We start from the raw sequence: 25622 nt of genomic DNA on the forward strand, positions 1-25622 counted from the left end.
ACACGGTCGCCTTCAGGCCGGCCGCGCGAGCGCCCCGGCGCGGTGCTGGGCGAGCGTCAGCAGCGGGCCGGTCATCAGCGTCGTCACCAGCGCCATGACCACCATCATGCTGAACACGCGCGGCGACAGGATGCCGAGGTCGTAGCCGAGGTTGAGCACGATCAGTTCCATCAGGCCGCGCGTGTTCATCAGCGCGCCGATCGTGAACGCCTCCTCGCGGCCGGCGCCGGTGAGGCGCGCGGCGACGTAACTGCCGCCGAGCTTGCCGGCGACGGCGAGCGCGACGATCGCGCCGCACAGCGCCCAGTCGCCGGCGCCGTCGATCAAGCCGAGCTGCGTGCGCAGGCCGGACAGCGCGAAGAACAGCGGCAGCAGGACGATGGTGGCGAAGGCGTGCAGGCGTTCGCGCACGTGGCCGCGGAAGGCACCGGCGGCCGGCATCACCAGGCCGGCGACGAAGGCGCCGAACAGCGCATGGATGCCGATGACTTCGGTGATGGTCGCCGCGAGCAGCAGCGCCACGAGCACCACGCTGATCTGCAGCGCATCCGCGCCGCGCGACTGGCGCTGTGCCGCCCAGCGCGCGAGCAGCGGTTTGACGAGCAGCAGCATGGCGGCGACGAACAGCGCCGTCAGCGCCACGGTCAGCGCCACGCCGGCGAGGCCGTCGCCCTTGGCGAGCGCGACCACCAGCGCCAGCAGGCACCAGGCGCTGACGTCGTCGATCGCCGCGCAGGCGATCGCGTCGCGGCCGATCACGGTCTGCAGCAGGCCGCGATCCTCGAGGATGCGCGCCAGCACCGGAAACGCGGTGACGCTCATGGCGATGCCCATGAACAGCGCCAGCGACGCGAAGGGCGCGCCGGGCGCACCGAGCTGCGGGTAGGCGACCAGCACCAGGCCGACGCCGAGCGCGAACGGCACGAAGATGCTGGTGTGGCTGACGACGATCGCGGTGCGCGCCTTGTGGCGGATCGTGCCCGGGTCGAGATCGAGGCCGACGAGAAACATGAAGACCAGCACGCCGAGCTGGCTCAGCAGACCCAGCGGTCCGAGCGAAGCCGGCGCAAACAGCTGCGCCGACGCGGCCGGCCACAGGCCGCCGAGCAGCGAGGGGCCGAGCGCCAGGCCGGCGACGATCTCGCCGATCACCGGCGGCTGGCCCAGGCGGCGGAACAGGCGGCCGAGCCCGCGCGCCGCCACCAGGATGACGACGATCTGCAGCAGCAGCCGCGCCAGCGGCGTGGTGCCCGACAGCACCGGCGCCGTCGTCGGCACGGCGGCGGCGAGCGCCGGATAGTGCCGGGCGCCGAGCGCCACGAGCGTGGCGATGACGGCGAACGAAAGCAGCAGGATCAGCAGATAAGGCAGGGCAAACCGGCGCATGGTCGTCGGGCGAATGCGGAGGCGCTTACGGTCGCATCTGCGTCCGCGACGGGTCAATGCGCGCCGCCCCGTCGCCGCCGCGGCTCCTCATTTGCCGTGCGGCCGGGTATATTCGCGCCGCCATGCGATCGCTCACGCCACTCTTCCGCAACAACGAAACCTGGGCCCGCGACAAGGTTGCCGAGGACCCCGATTACTTCAAGCGCCTCGTCGCGCAGCAGCGCCCGGATTATTTCTGGATCGGCTGCGCCGACTCGCGCGTACCGGCCAACGAGATTCTCGGCCTGCCGCCGGGCGAGGTGTTCGTCCATCGCAACGTCGCCAACGTCGTCGTGCCCACCGACTTCAACTGCCTGACGGTGATGCAGTACGCTGTCGATGTGCTGAAGGTGAAGCACATCATGGTCGTCGGCCACTACGGCTGCGGCGGCGTCGGTGCCGCGCTGCGCCAGACGCGCGTCGGCCTGGCCGACAACTGGCTGCGCCACGTCCGCGACGTCGCCGACCGCCACGCGTCGCGGCTCTACGCGATTCCCGAGGACGCGACCCGGCATGACCGCCTCTGCGAGCTCAATGTCCTCGCCCAGGTCCTGCACGTCGGCCAGACGACGATCGCCGAGGACGCCTGGGCGCGCGGCCAGGAGCTGTGCCTGCACGCCTGGGTGTACAGCCTCGAGGACGGCCGCCTGCGCGATCTCGGCATGACGGTCGACAAGCGCGACGAACTCGGGCCGGCCTACGAGAGCGCCGTCGAGGCCGTGCTCGCCAAGCCGCGCTGAGCCGCCAGCGGGCTGTCGGTGCGCCGCGGAAAGCGGTTACGATAGCGCGCCCCGTTTTAGCTCCCGCATTGCGTCCACTGGCATGTTTCATGCTGCACTTTGGCGCGCGCCGGTGGCCGAGACCCCGGCGGCATTGAATTCGTTGATTCCCTAAGGAGACTGGACCCATGTCGGGCGCTGACGTTCTGAAGACCATTAAAGAGAAGGAAATCAAGTACGTTGATTTCCGCTTCTGCGACACCCGCGGTAAGGAACAGCACGTCACCGTGCCGTCGCACACCATCGAGGAAGAGCTGTTCACCGATGGCAAGATGTTCGACGGTTCGTCGATCGCCGGCTGGAAGGGCATCAACGAGTCCGACATGATTCTGATGCCGGACGCCTCGACCGCGTTCGTCGATCCGTTCTTTGAAGACCCGACGCTGGTACTGTCCTGCGACATCATCGAGCCGGCCACCGGCCAGGGCTATTCGCGCGATCCGCGCTCGCTCGCCAAGCGCGCCGAGGCCTACCTGAAGTCGACCGGCATCGCGGACACCGCCTTCTTCGGTCCGGAAAACGAATTCTTCATCTTCGACAGCGTCCGCTGGGACGCCGGCATGAAGGGCAGCTTCGTCGAGATCGACTCGGTGCACGCCGCCTGGAACTCGGGCAAGGACTACGCCGAAGGCAACACCGGCCACCGTCCGGGCATCAAGGGCGGCTACTTCCCGGTGCCGCCGGTCGACGGCCTGCAGGACATCCGTTCGGCGATGTGCTCGACGCTCGAAGCCGTCGGCATGCCGACCGAAGTGCATCACCACGAAGTCGCCACCGCCGGCCAGTGCGAAATCGGCGTCAAGTTCGGCACGCTGGTGAAGAAGGCCGACGAAGTCCTCAAGCTGAAGTACGTGGTGCAGAACGTTGCCCACCAGTTCGGCAAGACGGCGACCTTCATGCCGAAGCCGATCGTCGGCGACAACGGTTCGGGCATGCACGTCCACCAGTCGCTGGCCAAGGACGGCAAGAACCTGTTCTCCGGCGACAAGTACGGCGGCCTCTCCGAGCTCGCCCTGTACTACATCGGCGGCATCCTCAAGCACGCCAAGACCATCAACGCCTTCACCAATCCGGGCACCAACAGCTACAAGCGCCTGGTGCCGGGCTTCGAAGCGCCGGTCATGCTCGCCTACTCGGCGCGCAACCGTTCGGCCTCGATCCGCATCCCGTATGTGGCCAACCCGAAGGGCCGCCGCATCGAAGTCCGCTTCCCGGACTCGACCTCGAACCCATACTTCGCGTTCGCGGCGATGATGATGGCCGGCCTCGACGGCATCCAGAACAAGATCCACCCGGGCGAAGCCGCGGACAAGGATCTGTATCACCTGCCGCCGGAAGAGGACGCGAAGATTCCGCGCGTCTGCCACAGCCTCGACATGGCGCTCGAGAACCTCGACAAGAACCGCGAGTTCCTGACCCGCGGCGGCGTCTTCACCGATGACCTGATCGACGCCTACATCGAGCTAAAGATGCAGGAAGTCACGCGCTTCCGCATGACGACGCACCCGATCGAGTTCGACATGTATTATTCGCTCTGACGCGAAGCGTCAGCGCGAATAACGACAGGGCATGTTTTTTCTTCACATCGCAAGCGATGTGAAGGGTGTGATGAGCTGCATTCTGTCGTTGATCGGTTCAAAAGCCCTCGCCATCCGGCGGGGGCTTTTCTTTTGCGCGCCTTCGGCTAGGCTGCCACGCATGAGGGGGATGCTGGCCAGTCTGCTATTGGGGTTCGTCGCGGCCGCCGCGGCGGACGAGGCCGTGTACCGCTACGTCGACGCCGAAGGCGTGGTCCACTACACAGACCGCGCGCCGGACAAGCATGCCAGGCCGATCCGGCTTGCCCCGTTATCGGGCGTGAGCCCGGGCGCCGGCGCCGGCAAGCGGACGGTGTTCTACTCGCCCGAAGCCCTGCGTCAGGCGGCGCGTTTCGCGGTGCGCGTGGAGTCGCCGACACCGGACCAGCGCCTGCCGGCGAAGGCCGCCCCGCTGGTCGCCGCGGCCAGCGTGATGCCTGCGCTGGTGAGCGGATTTCGGCTTGTCTATCAAGTGGATGGGCGTTCCGTCACGGCCGCGCCGGTGGACGCCCTGAGCATCCCGCTGCAGCCTCTGCCGGCCGGCACGCACGAGCTGCAGATCATCCTGCTCGACGATCACGGTCGCGAACTCGCACGCTCGGAAGCGAGCCGCTTTCGCGTCGCGCCGCTCAAGCTGGCGGCCGGCGCACCAATAAAAGGCTAGAGCCCTATACTGGTGCATCCCGTGCCGACGGATGGGCCGATTCGGCCGGTCCGGCCATGGCCTGCATCTTGCTGTCGCTTGCCTGATGAAATTGGGTGTTCGCAGTCGCGTTACGGCGGAGGACGTCATTGATGGATTGACCACCGCCGTGGTCGCCCTCGATGAAGGCTTGCGCGTGTCGATGATCAACTCAGCTGCCGAGGGACTGTTCGAAGTCTCGCGCCGATTGGCGCTCGGCGCGCCGTTGGCCGAAGCGATGCCGCACTTCGGACCGCACCAGGGACGCCTGCAGGACGCGCTCGACCGTTCGACCGGCTTCATCGAGCGCGAGACGCGGCTGGCGCGCAACGGCAGTCCGGCGGTGACCGTCGATCTCACCGCGACGCCTTTCGTGGTCGGCAAGAAACCGGGCCTGCTGCTGGAGATGCTGCCGGTCGACCGCCATCTGCGCATTTCGCGCGACGAGTTGTTCCAGTCGCAGTTCGATGCCAGCCGCGAGCTGATCCGTGGCCTCGCGCACGAGATCAAGAATCCGCTCGGCGGCATTCGTGGCGCCGCGCAGCTGCTGGAACACGAGTTCCCCGATTCGCAGCATCGCGAGTACACGCGCGTGATCATCCGCGAGGTCGATCGCCTGCAGAATCTCGTGAACCGCATGCTCGGACCGAATCGCGCGCCGCAGAAGGTGCTGCTCAACATTCACGAGCTGCTCGAGCACGTGCGCCGCCTCGTGCAGGCGGAAGCGCCGGCCGAGGTGGCCGTGCTGCGCGACTACGATCCCAGCATCCCGGAAGTGGTGGTCGATCGCGAGCAGATCATCCAGGCCGTGCTCAACATCCTGCGCAACGCCCTGCAGGCGGTCGGCAACAGCGGCCTGATCACGCTGCGCACGCGCACGCGCCGCCAGCTGACCATCGCCGCGGTGCGGCACAAGCTCGTCGTGCAGATCGACATCGAGGACAACGGCCCCGGCGTGCCGCGCGACATGATGGAGAAGATCTTCTATCCCATGGTCACCACGCGCGCCGAAGGCACCGGTCTCGGGCTGCCGCTCTCGCAATACCTCGTACACAGCCACGGTGGGTTGATCGAATGCCGCTCGCGGCCCGGTTGCACCGTGTTCTCCATCTACCTGCCGATTGAAACCGCATGAACGCCCTCAACGTCTGGATCGTCGATGACGATGAGTCGATCCGCTGGGTCATTGAAAAATCGCTGAGCCGCGCCGGCATGCAGGTGACGAGCTTCCCGGGCGCCGCCGAGCTGCTCGACGCGCTCGCCGACGGCGCGCCGGACGTGTTGATTTCCGACATCCGCATGCCGGGCGTCGACGGCCTGACGCTGATGGGGCGCGTGCACGCCGCGCACCCCGAGCTGCCGGTCATCATCATGACCGCGCATTCGGATCTCGACGCCGCGGTCGCCTCCTACAAGGGCGGTGCCTTCGAGTATCTGCCGAAGCCCTTCGATGTCGACGGCGTCGCCGATCTGGTGCGCCGCGCGGCGCGCAACCGCGAGGTCGCCGAGGAGCTTCCGGCCGAGCCGCCGGCGACGATGATCGGCGAAGCGCCGGCCATGCAGGACGTGTTCCGCGCCATCGGCCGCCTGTCGCAATCACACATCACCGTGCTGATCACCGGCGAATCCGGTACCGGCAAGGAACTCGTGGCGCGCGCCCTGCACACCAACAGCCCGCGCGCCAGCAAGCCCTTCATCGCCATCAATACCGCGGCGATTCCCAAGGATCTGCTCGAATCCGAATTCTTCGGCCACGAGCGCGGCTCGTTCACCGGCGCCGCGACGCAGCGCAAGGGCCGCTTCGAGCAGGCCGACGGCGGCACGCTGTTCCTCGACGAAATCGGCGACATGCCGGCCGACCTGCAGACACGCCTGCTGCGCGTGCTGTCGACCGGCGAGTTCTACCGCGTCGGCGGCGTCGCGCCGGTCAAGGTCGACGTGCGCGTGATCGCCGCGACCCACCAGGACCTCGACTCGCTGGTCCGCGAGGGGCGCTTCCGCGAAGACCTCTATCACCGCCTCAACGTCATCCGCATCCGCATCCCGCCGCTGCGCGAGCGTCCGGAAGACATTCCGCAGCTGGCGCGTTCCTTCCTCATTCGCGCCGCCGAGGAACTGAAGACCGAACCGAAGCGCCTGCGCGCCGACGTGCTGCAGCGGCTGAAGCTCTTCGGCTGGCCGGGCAATGTGCGCCAGCTCGAGAACATCTGCCGCTGGCTGACCGTGATGGCGCCCGGGCAGGACGTGCACGTCCAGGACTTGCCGCCCGAGCTGCTGCAGGGTGCGAGCACGCCGCCGCTGACCGCGGCGCCGAGCGCGCCGGCCGTGACCATCGCGGTTCCCGAGGCCGCCGCCGCGGCGCCGATCGCCGCGCCGGGCGGCTGGAACGAGCGCCTGCATGACTGGGCGCAGAAGGAACTGGCTTCCGGCCACAGCGATCTGCTCAGCACCGCCGTGCCCTTGTTCGAACGCACGATGATCGAAGTCGCGCTTGCCGCGACCAAGGGGCAGCGTCAGGAGGCGGCGAAGCGTCTCGGCTGGGGCCGCAATACGCTGACGCGGAAGATCAAGGAACTCGGCATGGGCGAGGACGAGTAGCGGACCGCTGCGAACCCGGCCCGCGTCAGCGTATTCGATCGCTTGATCCGCGTTGCGAGCAACGCGGCGCGCTGACGCGGAAGATCAAGGAACGCCGGGCCGCGGTCGCCAAGCTTTGCGCGTGATGCGGGGCCGGCCGCCATGGCGGGAAAAAATTGATCCTGCGAGGCTGCCGCGCCGCGCCATTGCGCCGATCAAAGGGGCAGGCCTTGGCGCGAAGCGCTCCGGCCGATGATCCGCTGACATGCGCAACGACGACGAAGACCGGCCGCGGCCGGCGCCGTCCCTGGCGCGACGACAGTCATCCTGACCGTCGTCGCACTTGGCTGGCACGGCGCGCACTACCGCGCCCTGCCGGCCAACGCCCTTCCCTGGCGGAGGGGGAACGCTGTGTCGCCCGGCGGCGCCGACCCTCCCTGGTCTGCCGCGTTCCTCCCGACCGGCACTCTATCGGCTGGCCGTGCACCGGATGATCACCGCGTACCGATACACTTTGTAATACAAAGTCGTCAGCCCGCGCAGCCCGATGTCGGGCGATGCGCTAGGGCCTGTTAACACTAATCGCGTCGCTTGCCAGACGGCACCCCGAGGGGGCCGGCCCGTTTTGCCGCATCGCGGCGTCTCTCGTCGCTCATGTACATCAAGTACATGTCTCTCCTCATTCCTTGCGCTGCGGCAAAACGGACTCGGCCACAGCGACGCCATTAGCGTTAACAGGCCCTAGCCGAGATTCAGCACGCTGTTGAGCAGCAGGCGCACGAGCATGGTCTGCCGCGTCACGCCGGTCTTGCAGAAGATCGAACGCAGATGCGTTCGCGCGGTGTTGCGACGCACGTTCATCTTCTCCGCCGCCTCGTCGAGCGTGTAGCCCTCGGTCAGCAGCAGCGCGAGCTGCGCTTCCATGCGCGTGAGGCCGAACAGGCGACGCACGAGTTCCTGCGAAGGTTGCGCGGCATTGGCTTCCGGGTCGCGCAGGAACACGGCGACGGCCGGCCGCTGGCGGCTTTCCGACCATTGGCCGAGCGGAATCGCGCGCACGAGAATGCCCAGCTTGGCGCGACCGGACGGGCGCGTGACGGCCATCGCCTCGACCACGCCCGGGCCTTCGGCCTCGCCGGTGCCGGCCAGCGCGGCGCGCAGCATGCGCTGCAGCTCGCGGCTCTCCTGGCTGCTCTCGATACAGAGATTGTTGCCGGACAGCCAGATGCCGTCCTTCTCGGCGAGGATGCGGCGCGCTTCCTGATTGGTCTCGACGATGTTGCCGTTCTGGTCGAAGCTGACCATGCCGAGCAGCATGCGGTTGACGGCGCCGGCGAACAGCGCGCGCTCGCATTCGAGGAAGTCGAGGCGCGCGTGCAGCTGGATCGCGCGCTTGAGGTGCGGCAGCAGCAGGCGCACCAGCGACTTGTCCTCCGCCGAGAACGGCGCCGCCGCGGGCCCGCGCGTGATGCGGAAGCGGCACTCGATGCCGTCCTTGGTGTAGATATCGGCGCCGAGCAGATGGCGCACGCCGATCGGTTCGAGGAACTCGCGGAAGTACTGGCTCTGCATCCATTGCGGACCGATCAGCTCTTCGGCCGAGAACACATCGCCCTCGGCCAGGCGCACGAACGGATCGGCGGCGAAGAAATGCGTCTCGTAGGACTGGATGCCCTGCGTGGTGGTCGGCCCGGTGTTGATCATCACGCCGGTGCTGTCGGACGACGGCGGACGCAGCATCAAGGTGACGTGCGCGGCGCCGAGCATGTCGCGCAGCCGGGCCATGGCGGTCTGCCAGGGCGGCGATTCGGTCGGGCCGTCGTAGATGGCGCCGAGCAGCTGATCGATCTGGTCGAGCGGCGGCGTCTCGCTCTGGCGCTTGCCGGCGATGCCGATGCTGGCGCGCTTGCTGACGGCGACGTTGCGGACGCCGGACATCTGTTCGGCTGATACGGCCATGGTCTTCCTCCTCCGTTGATAGGGCCGCTGCATCTCTCGTCCTCTGCGGGATTTTGAGAGTGAATTCTCGAAACGGCCGGCCCGCCATCAATATGCCTGTCTGGAGGGGGCGTCAAGCGCCCGCCGGACAATGGCGACCTTATGAGTCCTTTTTACTAATTCACTCGTCCATCGCGCGTAGTCCGGTCGGATGATTTCGACCGGCCGGCCGGCCGGACAGGATGCGCGGACATTCAAAGTGGCTGGGGAGTCGGCGTGCCAAGCGAACAGATCATGAAAGAGGCGATGCAGGCCTATATCGATGGCTTCAACCGTGCCGATGCCGGCGCCGTCGTCGCTCTCTATGCCGACGACGCGATCGTCGAGGACCCGGTCGGCAGCAAGCCGAAGCAGGGCAGGGCCGAGATCGCCAGGTTCTACCAGATGTCGATCGCCACCGGCGCCAAGCTCAAGCTGGCCGCGCCGATCCGCGGTTCGCACGGCAATGCCGCGGCGATGGCCTTCGACGTCGAGCTGAAGATGCCCGAAGGCCAGGCCCTGATCCGCGTGATCGACGTGATGACCTTCGACGACGCCGGCAAGTTCTCCTCGATGCGCGCCTACTGGGCGCCGGGCGACATGGAGGTGATCGGTGCGAAGTGAAGGCGGCGACGCCGCGCTGCGCGAACTCGCCGACCGCCTCGAACTCGAGCGGCTCGTCGTGCGCTACGCCTACGCGATCGACGAACGCGCCTTCGAACGGCTCGACGACATCTTCACGCCGGATGCCTACATCGACTACCGCGCGATGGGCGGCATCGACGGCGGCTATGCGCAGATCCGCGCCTGGCTGCCGCAGGCGCTCGGCGTGTTCCCGGCCTGCATGCACTTCAACGGCAACTTCCTGTTCGAGATCGACGGCGATCGCGCGAGCGGCAAGGTCGCCTGCTTCAATCCCATGGTGCTGCCGAAGGCCGACGGCGCGCCGGGCGAGGGCGACACCATGTTCCTCGGCCTCTGGTATCTCGACCGCTACGTGCGCACCGCGGCGGGCTGGCGCATCCGCGAGCGCATCGAGAAGCGCTCCTACGACTTCAACATGCCGGCGGCCTTCAGGCAGGCGATGCAATAGCGCGCGGCCGGCGTCGCCGCGCGCCCCATTCGCGCGGCTGACCGGGCGACACGGGCGATGTCAGAATCGCGGCTCGGCCGGCGCGGGGGAGCACGTGCGCATCACCTATCTTTTCGATTTCGGCGACGGCCGGCAGGCCAGCGTTGCGGTGGATGTCGACCGCGCGGCCGGCGGCGCAGCGTCCGCGGCGGCGGCCCTGCCGGACTGGGCCTTGCTGGAGCGCTCGAAATGTCCGCACTGCCCGCTCGGCGCCGAAGCGCGCCACTGCCCGGCGGCCGCCGATCTGGTGCCGACCATCGACAGCTTCGCGCAGATCATTTCGCACCAGGAAGCGCGCGTCACCGTGCGCATGGCCGAGCGCGAAGTGACGGCGAACTGCCAGGCGCAGCATGCGCTGAGTTCGCTGGTCGGCCTCATCATGGCCAGCAGCGCCTGCCCGATCCTCGGCCGCATGCGCGGCCTGGCGCGCACGCACCTGCCGTTCGCGAGCATCGAGGAAAGCATGCTGCGCGTGGTCGGCGCTTACATGATCCGCCAGTGGCTCGATGCGCGGGAAACCTCGGCGGCGATCGGCGATCTGTCGGAACTGAAGGCGCACTACGCCGATCTCGAAGTCCTCAACAAGGCCTTCCGCCAGCGCCTGCGCAGCTCGCAGCGCCAGGATTCGGTGCTGAACGCCATCAGCTCGCTCGGCGCGCTGTCGACCGGCATCGGCATCTCACTGGAAGACGAGCTGCGCGACGTCGCCGACTACACCTTCCGGCCCGGCTAAGGCCCGGCTAAACCCTGGGTGCGCCGGCCGCGCCCGCCCCGGCGGGCGCTAGCCGTTGGCCACCATCGGCAGGCTGGCCTCGCTCTGCTCGCGCATCTCCTCCGGCGCCGCTTCCATGCCGCGCGGCACGTGGATGCCTTCGACCTGCTTGAGGTATTCCTGCTTCCTGGCGCGCGGGTTGTAGAACTGCTTGTACCAGACGCGCTGCTTGAGGAAGGCGCCGTCGCCCTGCACGAACAGGCCCTGCAGGCAGGGCCGCTTGTGCTTCCACACCTCGAAGTCCTGCGCGAAGGCGGCGAGCGCTACGTCCTGGTACTGGCGCGCGGCGATGTTGTCCTGCGCCGTCGCCGGGCTGCCGTCGGAGGTACGCACCAGCAGCGCGTGCCAGACATAGGCGCTGCCGTCGTCGACCGGCGTGTGCGCGATGAAGATGTAAGAGTCGTACAGGCCGCTCATGCGCGTGATGAGAATGCTGGGGCCGTGATAGACCGCCTCGGTGACCAGCATCGGTCCGCCTTCGGCGATCAGCGTGCGATGGCCGCCGCCCATGCGCTGGATCGCCAGATGGCCGCGGAATTCGTTCTCGAAGAACTGGGTGCGCGAACCGTGCACCGGGCCGAAGTGCGCGGCGTCGGTGATGTTGTCGACGATCTCCTGCGGATGCACGTCGACGCGGCCGAGATCGTCGAAGGTCCAGTGCGTCCATGCCGGATCGTTCCACTCCTGCAGGAACGGCGCGTCCCATTCGGGTGCGCCACCCTCGGCATCGTGCCAGACGAAGACCGCGCCCATGCTCTCGACGACCGGCCAGGAGCGCACTTTCGCGGCCGGCGGAATCGGTCCGCTGGAATACGGAATCTGGTTGCACTTGCCGTCCGGGCCGAAGCGCCAGGCGTGGTACGGGCAGCGAATCGAATCGCCTTCTACGGCGCCGTCCTGCGCCACGTAGGAAGTGCTGTTGCGCGCCAGGTGCGTGCCCATGTGCGGGCAGTAGGCATCGAGCAGCACGACCTTGCCGCTGTCCTTGCCGCGGTAGAGCGCGAACTCCTGACCGAAGAAGCGCACGCCCTGCGGCTTGTCGGTGACCTTCGCCGATTCGGCGACCATGAACCAGCCGCGCGGAAAGGTGAATTCACCGAGGTTGTAGTCTTTCGAGCTGGCCATGCGCCGGCGCTCCCACATCGAAGGTCGAGAAATCGGGTGACCGCAAGGCTGCGATCCTGCGGCCAGTGTGGGCAGCGCCCCGGGTGGTCACATCACCCGTTTGAATGAAGTGACAGCGCGCTGTCGAACCTAGGTTTCAGCTAGACAAAACACGGCCCGCGACGGTGCCGGAAAACGGGGAGAGACGATGCGCCAGGTCCCGCGGATGCGCCTGCGCCCGGCGGCGCTGGCCGTCCTGTGCACGCTGCTCGCCGCCTGCGGCGCGAGCAGCGCGCCGGCCGGCGGCGACGCCCCGCAGCTGCGCCGCGAAGGCCGCTGGCTGGTCGACGCGCAGGACCGCGTGGTGCTGCTGCACGGCGTCAATCTGGTCTGGAAGAACGCACCCTACGTGCCGCCGGACACGGCGGCGGGCTTCGCCGGCGCCGACGCCGACTGGCTCGCCGCGCACGGCTTCAACAGCGCGCGCATCGGCGTGCTCTGGGTCGGCGTCACCCCCGCGGCGCCGGGCGTCGTCGATCGCGGCTATCTGGACGCCTGGGACCGCGTGATCGGCCTGCTCGCCGCCCGGCGCATCTGGATGCTGTTCGATTTCCACCAGGACATGCTCGGGCCGATCTACCAGGGCGAGGGCGTGCCGGACTGGGCGGTCGAGCAACTCGTCGGCAATCTGACGACCACGCTCGGCGCACCGACCCTCGGCTTTCCTTTCAACTACTTCACGCCGCAGCTGTCGCAGGCCTACGACAGGCTGTGGGCCGACAGCGGCAGCGTGCGCGACGGCTTTCGCGACGCCTGGGTCGCGGTGGCGCGGCGCTGGAAGGATCAGCCGTACTCGATGGGCTACAACCTGTTCAACGAACCCTGGGCCGGGCTCGAATATCCGCTCTGCCTGATTCCGCTGCTCGGCTGCCCGGCGCACGACGCGAACGAGCTGCAGCCTTTCTACGAATACGCGCTCGCCGGCATCCGCGCCGTCGATCCGCACAACATGGTGTGGTTCGAGTCCGAGCCGCAAGGCAGCAGCATCGGCACGCCGAAGGGTTTCACGCCGGTCGCCGGCGAGACGCAGCTCGGTTATTCCTTCCACGACTACTGTCCGCTGGCGGCGCTGACCCAGGCCGTGCAGCTCGGCCTGCTCGACGCGCTGCCGGTGTCGGCGACCTGCGACATTTTCAACGCCATGTCGCTCGACGAGGCCCGCGATCAGGCGCAGCGCATGAATGCCGTCGAACTGCTCACCGAGTTCGGCGCCAGCGACGATCTCGCCATCCTGCGCCAGACCACCGCCGCCGCCGACGCGCGGCTGATCGGCTGGCAGTACTGGCAGTACAAGAACTGGGCCGATCCGACCACGACCTCCCAGGAAAGCGGCGCGCAGGGCCTGTTCGCCGACGACGCCGATCTCTCGACCGCCAAGACCGACAAGCTGCGCGTGCTGGTGCGCACCTTCCCGCAGGCGACCGCCGGCATTCCCGAAGAACTGTCCTTCGATCCGGACAGCGGCGCCTTCCACTACCGCTACGCGCCGCGCGAGGCGCGCGGGCCGACGCGGATCTTCGTGCCGGTCGCGCTGCATTACCCGAGCGGCTATGCGGTCACGGTGAGCGGCGCGCGCGTCGTCTCGGCCGCCAACGCGACGACGCTGGAGCTGGAGAACGCCGACGGCGCGCAGGAGGTGATCGTCGATGTGCGCGCGCAGTGAGCCGCGCTCGTCCGCCGCTGCTCCCCAATTCGGACGAGGCTTGCGCAGCCGATTTCTGTGAAAAAGGCAGGCGCCATCGAAGCGCGCAATGCGCCCGCGTGACCGCGCCGCCACAGGAGATTCGCCGTGCCCAGCCAAGCCGCAAAGACAGTTCCCATCTCCCCCGACGTGCTGGTGCAGCGCGCGCGCGACATGGTGCCGGTGCTCGTCGGCCGCGCGCAGCAGGCCGAACAGGCGCGCATGGTGCCGGTCGAGAGCGTGCGCGAGATGGAGGAGGCCGGCTTCTTCCGCGTGCTGCAGCCGAAGCTGTACGGCGGCTACGAGATGGACCCGCAGGTCTTCTACGACATCGTCATGACGCTGGCCGAGGGCTGCATGTCGACGGCCTGGATCTACGGCGTCATCGGCGTGCACAACTGGCAGATCGCCCTGTTCGATCCGAAGGCCGCGGCAGACGTGTGGAAGGACGACACGAATGTGCGCATCGCCTCGACCTACATGCCGAAAGGCCAGGTCAAGCCGGTCGAAGGCGGCTTCCGCTTCTCCGGCCGCTGGGGTTTCTCCAGCGGCTGCGATCACTGCGACTGGATCTTCCTCGGCGGCCTGATCTTCAACGAAGGCCAGCCGCCCGAATACCGCACCTTCCTGCTGCCGAAGTCGGATTTCGAGATCGTCGACACCTGGCACGTCATGGGCCTCAAGGGCACCGGCTCCAAGGACATCGTCGTCAAGGACGTGTTCGTGCCGGAGTACCGCACGCACAAGGGCATGGACGGTTTCATGGGCACCAACCCGGGCCGCCACACCTTCACCGCCGATCTGTACAAGCTGCCGTTCGGGCAGATCTTCGTGCGCGCGGTGTCGTCGGCGGCGATCGGCGGCCTGCAGGGCGCGCTGAACACCTTCGTCGATTTCGCCAAGGTGCGCGTCGGCGACATGGGCAACAAGACCGCCGAGCAGCCGCCGGCGCAGCTGGCCGCCGCCGAGGCCGCCGTGGCGATCGACGAGATGAAGCTGGTCCTGCGCCGCAACTTCGACGTGCTGATGGGCAAGGTGCGCGCCGGCGAGCCGCTCGACGACATCGCGCAGCGCGTGCATTTCCGCTACCAGGCCTCGCAGGTCGTCGAGCGCTGCGCCCGGCATGCCTACCAGCTGTTCTCGGCCTGCGGCGGTCGCGGCATCTTCACCGACTTCCCGCTGCACCGTTACCTGCTCGACATCTACGCCGCGCGCGGCCACTACGCGAACAACCCCGACCAGTTCGGCCGCAACTACGGCGCCGTCATGCTCGGCCGCGACAACACCGACGTGTTTATTTGAGAACGTTGGTCTGAACGTCCCTGTTCACGCCCGGGCCTTCCATGGCCCGGACTTTCAAATTCGATCATTGGTGATGGGCGGGTGACATGGGCATGAACGAAGCGGGCGGCTGGGATCAGGAATACGACGTCATCGTCGTCGGCTCCGGCGGCGGCGGCATGACGGCGGCGCTGTGCGCGAAGGCGCAGGGCCTGTCGTCCGTCGTCATCGAGAAGTCCGACAAGTACGGCGGCACCAGCGCGGTGTCTGGCGGCGGCATCTGGATTCCCTGCAACGACGACATCGCCAGGACCGGCGGCAGCGATTCGTATGAAGAAGCGCTGACCTATCTGAAGACGGTGATCGGCGACAGCGTGCCGCAGGAGCGCATCGAGGCCTACCTGAAGAACGGTCCGGAGATGGTCCGTTTCCTCGCGCAGAAGTTCGACGTGCACTACCACAACGTGCCGAAGTACCCGGACTACTATCCGAACCAGCCGGGCGGCAAGGAAGGCTGGCGCTCGATGCAGCCGGACGCCTTCGACGGCGCCTTGCTCGGCAAGGAATTCGACAAGCAGCGCGAGTCGTTCAAGGGCACGCTGCTGATGGGCCGCATCGCCATGGACCAGATCGAGGCGCACACGCTGTTCTCGCGCAGCCCCGGCTGGATCGCCCTGACCCTCAAGCTGGTCTTCAAGTACTGGCTCGACTTCCGCTGGCGCCTGAAGACGCATCGCGACCGCCGCCAGGTGCTCGGCCAGGGCATGGTCGCGGCGCTGCGCTACGCGATGCTGCGGAACGACGTGCCGCTGCAGCTCGAGACCGGCCTGGAATCGCTGATCGAGGAACCGTCTTCGGGGGGCGGCCGCGTCACCGGCGTGGTCGTCAGGCAGAACGGCCGCACGCTGCGCTACCGGGCGCGGCGCGGCGTGATCCTGGCCTGCGGCGGCTTCGAGTCGAACCAGGCGATGCGCGAGCAGTATCTCGCCAAGCCGACGACGACCGACTGGACCGCGGCGCCGCCGATCAATCACGGCGATGGCATCCAGGCCGGCCGGAAGCTCGGCGCCGCGCTCGCGCACATGGACAAGGTCTGGGGCTCGCCGACCGTCAGCAAGCCCGGCGCGGCGCAGCAGATCACCCTGTTCATCGAGCGCGGCATGCCGGGTTGCGTGGCGGTCAACGCCAAGGGCAAGCGCTTCGTCAACGAAGCCGCCGCGTATCCGGACTTCCGCGACGCGATGTACGCCGATCACGCCAAGGGCAACGGCTGCGTGCCGTGCTGGCTCGTGTTCGACGCGACCTTCCGCTACAAGTATCCGATGGGCATCTTCCTGCCCGGCCAGATCGAGCCGGATTCGAAGCTGCCGAAGGACTGGCTCGACAAGGTCTACTACAAGGCCGAGACGATCGAGGCGCTCGCGCGGAAGATCGGTGTCGACGTCGGCGGCCTGCAGACGACGGTCGCGAAGATGAACGAGTACGCCCGCAGCGGCGTCGATCCGGAGTTCCACAAGGGCGAGACGGCGATCGACCGCTACTACAGCGATCCCGGCGTCAAGCCGAACCCCTGCCTCGGGCCGATCCTCAAGCCGCCGTTCTACGCGGTGCCGCTGTGGCCGGGCGAGATCGGCACCAAGGGCGGCCTGGTCGTCGACGCGCGCGCCCGCGTGCTGCGCGAGGACGGCAGCGCGATCGAAGGGCTCTACGCGACCGGCAACACCTCGGCGGCGGTGATGGGCCCGACCTACGCCGGCGCCGGCTCGACGCTCGGGCCGGCGATGACCTTCGGCTACATCGCGGCGCGCGACATCGCGCAGACGGCATCGTCCTCGGCCAGGGTCCAGGCCGCCGCCTGAGACCGCCACGCGCGCGTCGCGTCCGCCGCGCTAGACTCCGGTCGTCGTCGTCGCTGACCGGAGCCTTCCCCCGTGCGTTCCGTCGTGCGTCACCTGTGCTGGCCGCTGCTGCTGTCATGCGGATGTTTGTGCGTCGCCTGTGCCGGCGGAGCGTGGCCGCTCGCGGCGCCGTCGTCGCCGGCCGGTGCCGCGGCCGGGCTCGACGACAGCCAGATCGTCGCCGGCCTGCGCGAGGCACTGGCCCAGGGCGTGACGCGCGCCGTCAACGAGCTCGGCCGGCCCGACGGTTTCTGGAAGGATCCGGACGTGCGCATTCCCCTGCCGGACCCGCTGGCCGGCGCCGAGAAGACGCTGCGCCAGTTCGGCCAGGGCAACAAGCTCGACAACTTCCAGCTCGCGCTCAACCGCGCCGCCGAGAGCGCCGTGCCGCAGGTGGCGATCGTGCTCGGCGACGCCGTGCGGCAGATGAGCATCAAGGACGCGCGCGCGATCCTCGCCGGTCCGCCGGATGCGGCGACGCAGTACTTCCGTCGCGTGTCGGGCGCGACGCTGCGCGAGCGCATGCTGCCGATCGTGCAGGGCGCCACCGCCGGCGTCGGCGTCGCGCAGAGCTACAAGAAGCTGGCGGGGCAGATCGGGTCCTGGCTGCAGCCCGCCGGCAAGTCGATTCCCGATCTCGACGGCTACGTCACCGACCAGGCGCTCGACGCCCTGTTCGCGAAGATCGCGATCGAGGAAGCGAACATCCGCCAGAACCCGGCCGCGCGCGGCAGCGAGCTGCTGCGCAAGGTGTTCGCGGCGCCGTAAGCCGGCCATGGCCGAGCGATCCGAAGACGCCGAGCGGCGCATCGCCGAGACCTGGCAGCGCAACGCCGGGCCGTGGACGACGGCGGTGCGCGCGCAGCGAATCGACAGCCGGCGTCTGGTCACCGACGCGGCGATCGTCGACGCCATCCTGCAACGCCGGCCGCGCTCGCTGCTCGACGTCGGCTGCGGCGAGGGCTGGCTCTTGCGCGCGCTCGCCGGGCGCGTGCCGCTTCGCGTCGGCACCGATCGCGTCGCCGCGCTGATCGCAGCGGCGCGCCGCGCCGGCGACGGCGAGTTCCACGTCGCCTCCTACGAGGCCCTCGCGGCCGGCGCATTGAAGCAGCGCTTCGACGTGGTGTCCTGCAATTTCGCGCTGCTCGGCGACACCTCGGTATCGGCCCTGTTCGCCGCGCTGCCGGCGCTGCTCGCCGCCGGCGGCGCCTGCATCATGCAGACCCTGCATCCGCACGTCGCTTGCGGCGAGGTGCCTTACGCCGACGGCTGGCGCGAGGGCTCCTGGGCCGGCTGCGGCGAGGGCTTCAGCGCGCCGGCGCCCTGGTATTTCCGCACGCTGGCGAGCTGGATCGCGCTGTTCGAAGCGCATGGCCTGCGCCTGCGCGAGATGCGCGAACCCCTGCATCCGCACACCGCGCGGCCGGCGTCGGTGCTGTTCATCGCCGAACGCGGCTGAGTCCGGCGCGGACTACTGCGCACGGATCATGCGGCGCGCGCGGCCGGCGCCGATGCTGCCGCCACGACAACGAGACGTGGAGGAGCGGCGTCATGAGACTAGAGGGCAAGGTCGCGCTCGTCACCGGCGCCGGCCAGGGCGTGGGGCAGGGCATCGCGTGCGCGCTGGCGGCGGACGGCGCGCGCGTCGCCGTCGCCGGCCGCACGCTGGCCAAGTGCGCGGCGACCGTCGCCGAGATCGAACGGCGCGGCGGCCAGGCCCTGGCCGTCGAGTGCGACGTCAAAGATGCCGCCTCGCTCGAAGCCTGCGTGGCGCGCGTCGTGCGCGAACTCGGCGGCCTGCAGATTCTCGTCAACAACGCCCAGGAAGTACCGCTCGGCACGCTCGAGCAGCTCAGCGAGGCGGCGTTCGCCGCCGGCTGGGAATCCGGCCCGCTGGCGACATTCCGCCTGATGAAGCTCGCCTATCCGCATCTGAGGCAGCGCGGCGGCAGCATCATCAACCTGGCCTCGCCGGCGGCGATGCGCTGGGACGCCAGCGGCTACGGCGCCTACGGCGCGGTCAAGGAAGCGATCCGCCAGCTGTCGCGCGCCGCCGCCTGCGAGTGGGCGAAGGACGGCATCCGCACCAACATCATCCTGCCGCTCGCCGATTCGCCGGCCATGGCCTGGTGGACGCGCGAACGCCCGCAGGAAGCGGCGGCCTTCATCGCCACCGTGCCGATGCAGCGCGTCGGCGCCTGCGAGCGCGACATCGGCCGCTTCGTCGCCACGCTGTGCTCGGACGACTGCGCCTACATCAACGGCCAGAGCATCGCCGCCGACGGCGGCCAGGCGTTCCTCGGCTAGGCGGCGCGCATCACCTCGCCGCGACGCGGTCCGCCGCCCGGGCCCGTCACGTCCAGGCTTCGAGCACGCGCACCGCGTCGCCGCCGCGGATCTTCGCGTACTCGCGCGCCGGCGCGATCGACTCGCACTTGATGGCACGGGCGCGCGCGAAGCCGGCAGCCTTCATGACGCGCGGCACGTCGGCCGGCGTGTCGAAGTGAATGTACATGCGGCCCTTGACGAACACGCTGAGCAGGGCGCCGAAGGCGAGCACCGCCGGGTGGCGGGCGCGCTCCTGGAAATAGACGTCGCTGAGATAGACGCCGTGCGGAAAGCGCGCGAGCGTCGCGGCGATGCGCTGCCAGACGGCGCGCGCGCTCGGCGGATCGAGATAGTTCATGAGGCCCTCGGTGACGATCGCCGTGCCGAGCTTCGGATCGAGCGTGGCGGCGATCGCTTCGAGGCTGTCGGGGCCGTGGTCGGCGAGCGCGTCGAGTTCGACGACGCGGTGGCGGTCCGACAGCGAACCGGCGCGCTCGAGCAGGGCACGCTTGGTCGCCGCCATCGCCGGCAGATCCGTCTCGAGGTAGCGCAGGCGCCGGCCGTAGCGCTGCGTGAACGACCAGCCGCGCGGCGAGAGGCCGGCGGCGATCTCGATGACCTGCGCGACCTTGCCGCGGTCGATCGCCTCGCGCAGCCGCGCGTCGATGCCCTTGTGCCGCGCCAGCATCAGCGCGTCGAGCGAAAAGCCGGACAGTTTTCGGGTGGCGCCGGCGAAGGCGCGGAACACGCCGTCGATGCGGCGGCCCTGCGGCGTCGCCAGGGCCGCGTGCGACAGCCCGTGGCGATACCAGAAGTAGCCGGTCGCGTAGGCCGTGGGGCTGACGCGCGTCGTCTTCGCGGCGGCCACCTCAGATGCCCGGCGCGCCGGGAAAGCCGACGTAGTACTGGCCGGTGAGCATGCCGCCGTCGATGGCGATCTCGGCGCCGCACAGGTACGACGATTCGTCGCTGGCCAGGAACAGCGAGGTGCGCGCGACTTCCTCCGGCTCGCCGACGCGCTGCAGCGGCACCATCGCGTAGCGCTTGTTGAGCTCGGCGCGCGCTTCGGCGTAAGGATTGCCCATGGCGGTATCGATGCCGCCCGGATGGATCGAGTTCACGCGCACGCCCTTGTGGCCGTATTCCATCGCCGCGACCCGCGTCAGGCCGCGGATGCCCCATTTGCTCGCGGCGTAGGCGCCGAGCCCGTTCGCGCCCTTCATGCCGTCGACCGACGAGACGTTGACGATGCTGCCGTGGCGGCGTCCGAGCATGTGCTGGCCGACGATCTTCACGCCGAGGAAGCAGCCGACCAGATTGATGTCGATGACGCGCTCGAATTCGGCCTTGCTGGTCTCGGCCAGCGTCTTGAACATCAGCACGCCGGCGTTGTTGACCAGCACGTCGACGCCGCCGAAGGCGTCGACCGCCTGCGCCAGGGTGGCGTGCCAGGCGTTCTCGTCGCTGACGTCGTGCCGCACGAAGCGCGCCGCGTCGCCGAGCTCGGCGGCGAGCTTCGCGCCGTCGTCCTCGAGCACGTCGCTGATCAGCACCCTGGCGCCTTCGGCGACGAACAGCCGCGCGGTGGCCGCGCCCATGCCGCGTGCGCCGCCGGTGACGATGGCGACCTTGTTCTTCAGCCGTGACATGCCGATCTCCCGGTGATGGTCCTGATATGCCTGCGGCGGCGAACGCAAGCGAAGCCGGACGCAGCGCATCCTTGCATCGCGCCGCCGCCGGCGGCCTCATCCGAACGAGCGATCGGCTGCGCAACTCTCGTCCTTCCGGATGAGGGCCACGCCGCATCGACGGAGGACTATAGAAAAGCCAGCTGCCGCAAAGAACGGCATGCGGCGGCGCCGACGACGGAGCCGGCGCCCGCACACGCAATGAGGAGAGTCATGGTCCGTATCGATCGCAAGCGCCGTCTCGGCGCTATGGCGGCGTTGCTGCCGCTGCTCGTCACTCCCGCCCTGCGCGCACAGGATGCGCCGGCCCCGGCATCCCCCGCCGCGCCGCCGGCCGCGCGCGCCGGCGACGACGATGGCCGCATCGCCGAAGTCGTCGTCACCGCGCAGCGCCGCGAGGAGAAACTGCAGGAAGTGCCGCTCGCCGTGACGGCGATGGGCGCGGAGCAGATCGGCAGTCGCGGCATCCAGAACGTCAGCGACCTGTCGGCGCTGGCGCCCGGCCTGCAGATCAGCAAGACCCCGTCGAACTCGACGATTTCGCAGATCACCATTCGCGGCCTGTCGCAGATCAATCCGGCGATCTACTGGGATCCGGCGGTCGGCGTGTACGTCGACGGCGTCTACATCGGCAAGGCGCAGGGCGGCATCTTCGACGTCGTCGATCTCGAGCGCGTCGAAGTGCTGCGCGGCCCGCAGGGCACGCTGTACGGCCGCAACACGCTGGCCGGCGCCATCAACCTGATCACGAAGAAGCCGAGCGGCCTGTTCGGCGGCTCGGCGAGCATCGAGATCGGCAACTACGACGCCGTGAGCGAGAAGGTCTCGCTCGATCTGCCGAAGATGGGCATCGTCAGCCTGTCGCTCGCGGCGCGCCAGGAGCAGCGCGACGGCTGGGTGCACACCACGCGCACCAGCTCGGTCGGCGAGCTCAACGACCGCGACAACAACGGCATCCGCCTTGCCGCCGATTTCGATTTCGCGCCGGGCCTGCTCGGCGAATACCGCTTCGATCGCAGCATCGTCGACCAGACGCCGAACTGGGATCAGCTCTACAAAGCCGATCCGGCGACGTTCGCCTTCCTCGGCTTTCCGACGCTGCCCGACTACGCCTCGCACGATCGCCTGAAGCACGCCGACGTCGACGCGCCGATGTTCGAGAAGTCGCGCGTCATGGGTCATTCGTTCACGCTGAGCTGGAATCTCGACGACGTGAACACGCTGAAGTCGATCACCGGCTACCGCATGCTCGACTGGGACGATTCGCTCGATCTCGACGGCTCGCCGCTCGATGTCGCGTTCACGCAGCGCTTCACCGACTACCACCAGTTCTCGCAGGACCTGCAGTGGCTCGGCCATGCCGATCGCGTCAACTGGGTCGCCGGCTTCTACTATTTTGGCGACGACGGCAAGACCAACAACCCGCAGGAATTCTTCGCCGGCGGTGTGCGCTACGACTCGCGCTACAGCACCAAGACGCACGCGTACTCGGGCTACGGTCAGGTCGACTACAAGCCGATCGATCCGCTGACGCTCACGGCTGGCGTGCGGTACACCAACGAGAAGAAGGACCTGACGCGCACCTTCGGCTGCAACTCGTTCTTCTACCCGGCCTGCACGAACGCCGATCCCGCGGTGTTCAACTACCTGATGACGCCCGACACGGTGGCCCCGTCGAAGACCTTCGGCGCCACCACGCCGATGGCCTCGGTGGCCTGGCAGTTCACGCCGGATTTCAACACCTACCTGCGCTACGCAGAAGGGTTCAAGAGCGGTGGCTTCAACGGCGAGTTCAGCGATCCGGCCGGCACGCCGGCGTCGAACGCGGCCGAGACCGATCGCGCCTTCAAGCCGGAGAAGCAGCGTTCCCTCGAACTCGGCGCCAAGACCACGCTGTTCGACGGGCGCGGCTTCCTCAACACGGCGCTGTTCTACAACAAGGCCAAGGATCTGCAGGAATCGATCTTCACCGGCACCGGCGCGGCCGGCACCATCGTCCGCAACGCCGGCGAGGCGACCATTTACGGCGCCGAGATCGAAGGCCAGTTCGTGCTGACGCCGGGCACGCGGCTCGGCTTCAATTACGCCTATCTGCATCCGAAGTACGACGAGTTCTTCGACGAGAACGGCAACGACGTCGCCGACAACCGCGCTTTCGTGCATGCGCCGAAGAACACGCTCAACCTCTTCCTCGACGCGCGCCTCGCGCAGCTCGGCTGGGGCGAGTTGCGCGGCGTCGCCGATTACGCCTACACCGCCTCCTTCTTCACCTATGCCTACCAGCTGCATCCGGTAGATCCGGCGCAGGTCGCCGACGACAGCAAGGTCGACGCCTACGGCATCCTCAACCTGCGCCTGGCGCTCACCAACGTGAAGCTCGGCGGCACGGCGACCGGCGAGCTCGCCTTGTGGTGCCGCAACGTCACCGACGAGGACACGGCCAACAACTTCATCGACTTCGGCCCCGGTTTCGGCAGCCTGACCGTCGCAAACTTCGTCGATCCGCGGACCTTCGGCATCACCGGCATCGTGCGCTGGTAAGCCCGGCCAGCGCCAACTTCGATGCCCGCCGCCCGGCGGGCATTTTCTTTGGCGCGCCGCCCGTGGCCGCGGCCTCCGTGCGATGATGCGCCGTCCTGGCCGGCCACCCTCGGCCGGAGCCTGCTGCCGCAGGGCCAGAGGACCGCGGGGCGCGCTTGCGGGCAACGCGACAAAGGAATCCACGTGACCGAAGTGTCTCTGCTGCGACTTTATCTGCTGCGCGCCATGTACCTGCTCATCGCCGCCGGCCTGGCGACGACGGTGTGGCCGTACATCCTGTTTCCCGCCGATCCCGCCGCCGGGCCGAAATCGGTGATCCGCGCGCTGCTCGGCGCGCTGGCGGTGCTCTCGCTGCTCGGGCTGCGCTACCCGCTGAAGATGCTGCCGCTGCTGCTGTTCGAGTTGTTGTGGAAGCTCATCTGGGTCTGTGCGTCGGCGATCCCGATGTGGCTCGGGCCGGGCCTGGACGAGTACGCCTCCGAAACGCTGTTTGCCTGCCTGATCGGCGTCGCGCTCGTGCCGATCGTGCTGCCCTGGGGCCATGTCGTCCGTTGCTATCTGCGCGCGCCGGCGGAACGCTGGCGCGGCGCGCAGCCGTGATCGCCGATGCCGACGCCTGCCGCGCTGTTCGCGATGATCTTCTTCAGCCTCGTCGGCCTGGCGGCGGTGCGTTACGGTCGCCAGTGGATGGTCTGGGAGCCGATCGCGATCGGCATCGCGCTGATGGTGTTCCCGTACTTCTTCGAGCGCACCTGGCTGCTGTACGCGGTCGGCGCCGCGCTGTGCGCCGCGCTCTACGTGTTCCGCCCCTCGCGCTGATGCCATGGGCCGTGCTGGTGATGCGTGCATGCTGAAACGGCTCGCGCTGGCGCTCGTGCTGCTGCTTGCCGCCTGCCAGGCGCCGGCGCCGCGGCCGACGGCGGAGGCGATGTCCGACGCCGCGCTCGCGCAGTACCGCGCGCCGCTGGCCGGCGAAGGTGTGCGCTACCGGCTCGATGCCGCCGCCTCGCGGCTGACGATCTACGCGTTCCGCGGCGGCGCGGCGGCGAAGTACGGCCACAACCACGTGCTCGCCGCGCCGCAGCTGGAAGGCGAGCTGCTGCTGCCGGGCGAAGCGCTGCGCGGTGCGCAGTTCACGCTGCGCCTGCGGCTCGACCAGCTGCAGATCGACGATGCGGCCCTGCGCGCGCAGACCGGCGGCAGCTTCGCCAGCCTGCGTTCCGCGGCCGACATCGAGGGCACGCAGCGCAACATGCTGAAGAGTCTCGATGCGGCGCAGTATCCGGACGTGGTCATCAACTCGATCGAGGTCGCCGGCGACTGGCCGCTGGCCGTCGCGCGCATCGCCGTCACCCTGCACGGCGTGACGCGCGAGCAGCGCGTGGCGCTGCGCGTCGAGCGTGACGCGGCCGGCCTGCGGGCGTCCGGCGCGCTGGCGCTGCGCCAGAGCGACTACGGCGTGCAGCCGTTCTCGATCCTCGGCGGCGCGCTGTCGGTGCAGGACGAACTCGCCGTCGAATTCCGCCTGGTCGCCAAACCGTCATCCTGAGCAGGCCGCAGGATTAGGCAAGGACGCGGCGGCCCCGGGTATTCGCAGCGCCCCGCGCAGCCGCGATACTGGCAGCGTCCCCTCGTTCCTTCCTGACGCATGCGATCGCCGGCTGCACCGCGGCCGCATGCGGCGGGCACTACCTTGCCGCCCTCGGCCTGCCTTGCGGGCCTGCACCACGATGGAGATCCTCATGAGCCTGACCCATCTTGCCTTCGTTCTCGCCAAGCCCGACTGCACCGGGCCGCTGGCGGCACGGATCGCCGAACTCGCCGTCGAAGCGGCCGGCGAGCCCGGCTGCATCGAATTCACGATTCACCAGTCCAGCGACGACCCGGCGCTGTGGTTCCTGTATTCCAGCTGGCAGTCGGCGGAAGCGCTCGCCGAACATCTCGAGCACGGCAGCGGCCGTCACTTCGCCGAGGCCAGCGGCGGCCTGCTGGAGGAATCGATGGACGTGCACAGCTTCATTCGCCGCCGTCCGCTGCGCGCCGACACGCTGGCGATCGCCGCCTGATCGTCCGCCCGGCCGTCGCGCAAGAAAAAGGGCCGCGACTGCGGCCCTTTTTTT

Annotated in this window: 24 protein-coding genes; 19 read left to right on the top strand and 5 right to left on the bottom strand. The window is 68.6% G+C overall.

Going from position 1 to position 25622, the window contains the following annotated elements:
• Positions 1 to 12: 12 nt before the first annotated feature.
• Positions 13 to 1386 carry a cation:proton antiporter domain-containing protein gene (locus K344_RS20725; RefSeq protein WP_051362004.1) on the bottom strand — a complete coding sequence of 458 codons (1374 nt, stop codon included), beginning with the start codon at positions 1384 to 1386 and terminating at the stop codon, positions 13 to 15.
• Positions 1387 to 1508: 122 nt separating this feature from the next.
• Between K344_RS20725 and can the strand changes: the two genes are divergently transcribed.
• The 5 genes from can to ntrC all read left to right on the top strand — a co-directional run bounded on the left by can (position 1509) and on the right by ntrC (position 7061).
• Positions 1509 to 2165, top strand: a complete 657-nt coding sequence (can, locus tag K344_RS0107630; RefSeq protein ID WP_028080168.1) for a carbonate dehydratase — start codon at positions 1509 to 1511, stop codon at positions 2163 to 2165.
• Positions 2166 to 2332: 167 nt separating this feature from the next.
• Complete coding sequence (glnA, locus tag K344_RS0107635) at positions 2333 to 3742, top strand: glutamate--ammonia ligase (protein ID WP_028080169.1); 1410 nt, start codon at positions 2333 to 2335, stop codon at positions 3740 to 3742.
• 169 nt (positions 3743 to 3911) lie between these two features.
• Positions 3912 to 4445: a DUF4124 domain-containing protein gene (locus K344_RS0107640; RefSeq protein WP_028080170.1), complete on the top strand. Its 534-nt coding sequence runs from the start codon at positions 3912 to 3914 to the stop codon at positions 4443 to 4445.
• An 85-nt stretch (positions 4446 to 4530) separates the two neighbouring features.
• Positions 4531 to 5598 carry a nitrogen regulation protein NR(II) gene (glnL, locus tag K344_RS0107645; RefSeq protein ID WP_043114036.1) on the top strand — a complete coding sequence of 356 codons (1068 nt, stop codon included), beginning with the start codon at positions 4531 to 4533 and terminating at the stop codon, positions 5596 to 5598.
• The gene (ntrC, locus tag K344_RS0107650; protein WP_028080172.1) at positions 5595 to 7061 is read left to right on the top strand and encodes a nitrogen regulation protein NR(I); all 1467 of its coding nucleotides are present in this window, start codon (positions 5595 to 5597) and stop codon (positions 7059 to 7061) included. Before glnL ends, ntrC begins: the two co-directional genes overlap by 4 nt.
• Before the next feature lie 720 nt (positions 7062 to 7781).
• On the opposite strand, the gene K344_RS0107655 is transcribed toward ntrC, so the two are convergent.
• Complete coding sequence (locus K344_RS0107655) at positions 7782 to 8999, bottom strand: helix-turn-helix transcriptional regulator (protein WP_245586149.1); 1218 nt, start codon at positions 8997 to 8999, stop codon at positions 7782 to 7784.
• 255 nt (positions 9000 to 9254) lie between these two features.
• Between K344_RS0107655 and K344_RS0107660 the strand changes: the two genes are divergently transcribed.
• From K344_RS0107660 to K344_RS0107670, 3 genes are all read left to right on the top strand, one after another.
• Positions 9255 to 9641 carry a steroid Delta-isomerase gene (locus K344_RS0107660; protein WP_028080174.1) on the top strand — a complete coding sequence of 129 codons (387 nt, stop codon included), beginning with the start codon at positions 9255 to 9257 and terminating at the stop codon, positions 9639 to 9641.
• Complete coding sequence (locus K344_RS0107665; RefSeq protein WP_043114038.1) at positions 9631 to 10110, top strand: nuclear transport factor 2 family protein; 480 nt, start codon at positions 9631 to 9633, stop codon at positions 10108 to 10110. The genes K344_RS0107660 and K344_RS0107665 overlap by 11 nt, the downstream gene beginning before the upstream one ends.
• Positions 10111 to 10204: 94 nt before the next feature.
• Positions 10205 to 10882, top strand: coding sequence for a DUF6901 family protein (locus tag K344_RS0107670; protein WP_028080176.1), 678 nt, complete (start codon positions 10205 to 10207; stop codon positions 10880 to 10882).
• Between the two features lie 48 nt (positions 10883 to 10930).
• On the opposite strand, the gene K344_RS0107675 is transcribed toward K344_RS0107670, so the two are convergent.
• Positions 10931 to 12046, bottom strand: a complete 1116-nt coding sequence (locus K344_RS0107675) for a 3-ketosteroid-9-alpha-monooxygenase, oxygenase component (RefSeq protein WP_028080177.1) — start codon at positions 12044 to 12046, stop codon at positions 10931 to 10933.
• A 187-nt stretch (positions 12047 to 12233) separates the two neighbouring features.
• Here K344_RS0107675 and K344_RS0107680 point away from each other — a divergent pair, with 187 nt between their 5' ends.
• The 6 genes from K344_RS0107680 (at position 12234) to K344_RS0107705 (ending at position 19252) form a co-directional block, all read left to right on the top strand.
• Positions 12234 to 13748, top strand: coding sequence for a cellulase family glycosylhydrolase (locus K344_RS0107680; protein WP_245586150.1), 1515 nt, complete (start codon positions 12234 to 12236; stop codon positions 13746 to 13748).
• Positions 13749 to 13940: 192 nt separating this feature from the next.
• On the top strand, positions 13941 to 15068 hold the full coding sequence (locus tag K344_RS0107685) for a flavin-dependent monooxygenase (RefSeq protein ID WP_051362026.1): 1128 nt from the start codon (positions 13941 to 13943) through the stop codon (positions 15066 to 15068).
• 92 nt (positions 15069 to 15160) lie between these two features.
• Positions 15161 to 16906, top strand: a complete 1746-nt coding sequence (locus K344_RS0107690; protein ID WP_245586152.1) for an FAD-dependent oxidoreductase — start codon at positions 15161 to 15163, stop codon at positions 16904 to 16906.
• 126 nt (positions 16907 to 17032) lie between these two features.
• A complete protein-coding gene (locus tag K344_RS0107695; protein ID WP_211234492.1) occupies positions 17033 to 17713 on the top strand; it encodes a DUF4197 domain-containing protein in 681 nt (226 codons plus the stop codon).
• A 7-nt stretch (positions 17714 to 17720) separates the two neighbouring features.
• Positions 17721 to 18404 carry a methyltransferase domain-containing protein gene (locus K344_RS0107700; RefSeq protein ID WP_028080182.1) on the top strand — a complete coding sequence of 228 codons (684 nt, stop codon included), beginning with the start codon at positions 17721 to 17723 and terminating at the stop codon, positions 18402 to 18404.
• A gap of 92 nt (positions 18405 to 18496) precedes the next feature.
• Complete coding sequence (locus K344_RS0107705; protein ID WP_028080183.1) at positions 18497 to 19252, top strand: SDR family NAD(P)-dependent oxidoreductase; 756 nt, start codon at positions 18497 to 18499, stop codon at positions 19250 to 19252.
• A gap of 46 nt (positions 19253 to 19298) precedes the next feature.
• Here K344_RS0107705 and K344_RS0107710 read toward each other — a convergent pair whose 3' ends face one another.
• Complete coding sequence (locus K344_RS0107710; protein ID WP_028080184.1) at positions 19299 to 20141, bottom strand: class I SAM-dependent methyltransferase; 843 nt, start codon at positions 20139 to 20141, stop codon at positions 19299 to 19301.
• A 1-nt stretch (position 20142) separates the two neighbouring features.
• Complete coding sequence (locus tag K344_RS0107715) at positions 20143 to 20922, bottom strand: SDR family NAD(P)-dependent oxidoreductase (protein WP_028080185.1); 780 nt, start codon at positions 20920 to 20922, stop codon at positions 20143 to 20145.
• 252 nt (positions 20923 to 21174) lie between these two features.
• Here K344_RS0107715 and K344_RS0107720 point away from each other — a divergent pair, with 252 nt between their 5' ends.
• The 5 genes from K344_RS0107720 to K344_RS22930 all read left to right on the top strand — a co-directional run bounded on the left by K344_RS0107720 (position 21175) and on the right by K344_RS22930 (position 25568).
• Positions 21175 to 23502 (top strand): TonB-dependent receptor, encoded by a 2328-nt coding sequence (locus tag K344_RS0107720; RefSeq protein ID WP_028080186.1) that lies wholly within the window; start codon positions 21175 to 21177, stop codon positions 23500 to 23502.
• A gap of 183 nt (positions 23503 to 23685) precedes the next feature.
• Entirely contained in the window at positions 23686 to 24102 is a 417-nt protein-coding gene (locus tag K344_RS20730) for a hypothetical protein (protein WP_043114039.1), read from the top strand.
• A gap of 6 nt (positions 24103 to 24108) precedes the next feature.
• The gene (locus tag K344_RS20735) at positions 24109 to 24321 is read left to right on the top strand and encodes a hypothetical protein (protein ID WP_043114040.1); all 213 of its coding nucleotides are present in this window, start codon (positions 24109 to 24111) and stop codon (positions 24319 to 24321) included.
• Between the two features lie 28 nt (positions 24322 to 24349).
• Entirely contained in the window at positions 24350 to 25051 is a 702-nt protein-coding gene (locus tag K344_RS20740) for a YceI family protein (RefSeq protein WP_051362006.1), read from the top strand.
• A 193-nt stretch (positions 25052 to 25244) separates the two neighbouring features.
• A complete protein-coding gene (locus K344_RS22930; RefSeq protein WP_169729262.1) occupies positions 25245 to 25568 on the top strand; it encodes a putative quinol monooxygenase in 324 nt (107 codons plus the stop codon).
• The last annotated feature ends 54 nt before the right edge of the window (positions 25569 to 25622 follow it).

The sequence above is a fragment of the Solimonas soli DSM 21787 genome (genome assembly GCF_000474945.1).
Lineage (GTDB): Bacteria > Pseudomonadota > Gammaproteobacteria > Nevskiales > Nevskiaceae > Solimonas > Solimonas soli.

Bases quoted from the DNA above. Each gene is read 5' to 3' on its own strand.
- K344_RS20725 (WP_051362004.1), bottom strand. From the start codon at position 1,386: ATGCGCCGGTTTGCCCTGCCTTATCTGCTGATCCTGCTGCTTTCGTTC.
- can (WP_028080168.1), top strand. From the start codon at position 1,509: ATGCGATCGCTCACGCCACTCTTCCGCAACAACGAAACCTGGGCCCGC.
- glnA (WP_028080169.1), top strand. From the start codon at position 2,333: ATGTCGGGCGCTGACGTTCTGAAGACCATTAAAGAGAAGGAAATCAAG.
- K344_RS0107640 (WP_028080170.1), top strand. From the start codon at position 3,912: ATGCTGGCCAGTCTGCTATTGGGGTTCGTCGCGGCCGCCGCGGCGGAC.
- glnL (WP_043114036.1), top strand. From the start codon at position 4,531: ATGAAATTGGGTGTTCGCAGTCGCGTTACGGCGGAGGACGTCATTGAT.
- ntrC (WP_028080172.1), top strand. From the start codon at position 5,595: ATGAACGCCCTCAACGTCTGGATCGTCGATGACGATGAGTCGATCCGC.
- K344_RS0107655 (WP_245586149.1), bottom strand. From the start codon at position 8,999: ATGGCCGTATCAGCCGAACAGATGTCCGGCGTCCGCAACGTCGCCGTC.
- K344_RS0107675 (WP_028080177.1), bottom strand. From the start codon at position 12,046: ATGGCCAGCTCGAAAGACTACAACCTCGGTGAATTCACCTTTCCGCGC.
- K344_RS0107680 (WP_245586150.1), top strand. From the start codon at position 12,234: ATGCGCCAGGTCCCGCGGATGCGCCTGCGCCCGGCGGCGCTGGCCGTC.
- K344_RS0107685 (WP_051362026.1), top strand. From the start codon at position 13,941: ATGGTGCCGGTGCTCGTCGGCCGCGCGCAGCAGGCCGAACAGGCGCGC.
- K344_RS0107690 (WP_245586152.1), top strand. From the start codon at position 15,161: ATGAACGAAGCGGGCGGCTGGGATCAGGAATACGACGTCATCGTCGTC.
- K344_RS0107700 (WP_028080182.1), top strand. From the start codon at position 17,721: ATGGCCGAGCGATCCGAAGACGCCGAGCGGCGCATCGCCGAGACCTGG.
- K344_RS0107705 (WP_028080183.1), top strand. From the start codon at position 18,497: ATGAGACTAGAGGGCAAGGTCGCGCTCGTCACCGGCGCCGGCCAGGGC.
- K344_RS0107715 (WP_028080185.1), bottom strand. From the start codon at position 20,922: ATGTCACGGCTGAAGAACAAGGTCGCCATCGTCACCGGCGGCGCACGC.
- K344_RS0107720 (WP_028080186.1), top strand. From the start codon at position 21,175: ATGGTCCGTATCGATCGCAAGCGCCGTCTCGGCGCTATGGCGGCGTTG.
- K344_RS20735 (WP_043114040.1), top strand. From the start codon at position 24,109: ATGCCGACGCCTGCCGCGCTGTTCGCGATGATCTTCTTCAGCCTCGTC.
- K344_RS20740 (WP_051362006.1), top strand. From the start codon at position 24,350: ATGCTGAAACGGCTCGCGCTGGCGCTCGTGCTGCTGCTTGCCGCCTGC.
- K344_RS22930 (WP_169729262.1), top strand. From the start codon at position 25,245: ATGAGCCTGACCCATCTTGCCTTCGTTCTCGCCAAGCCCGACTGCACC.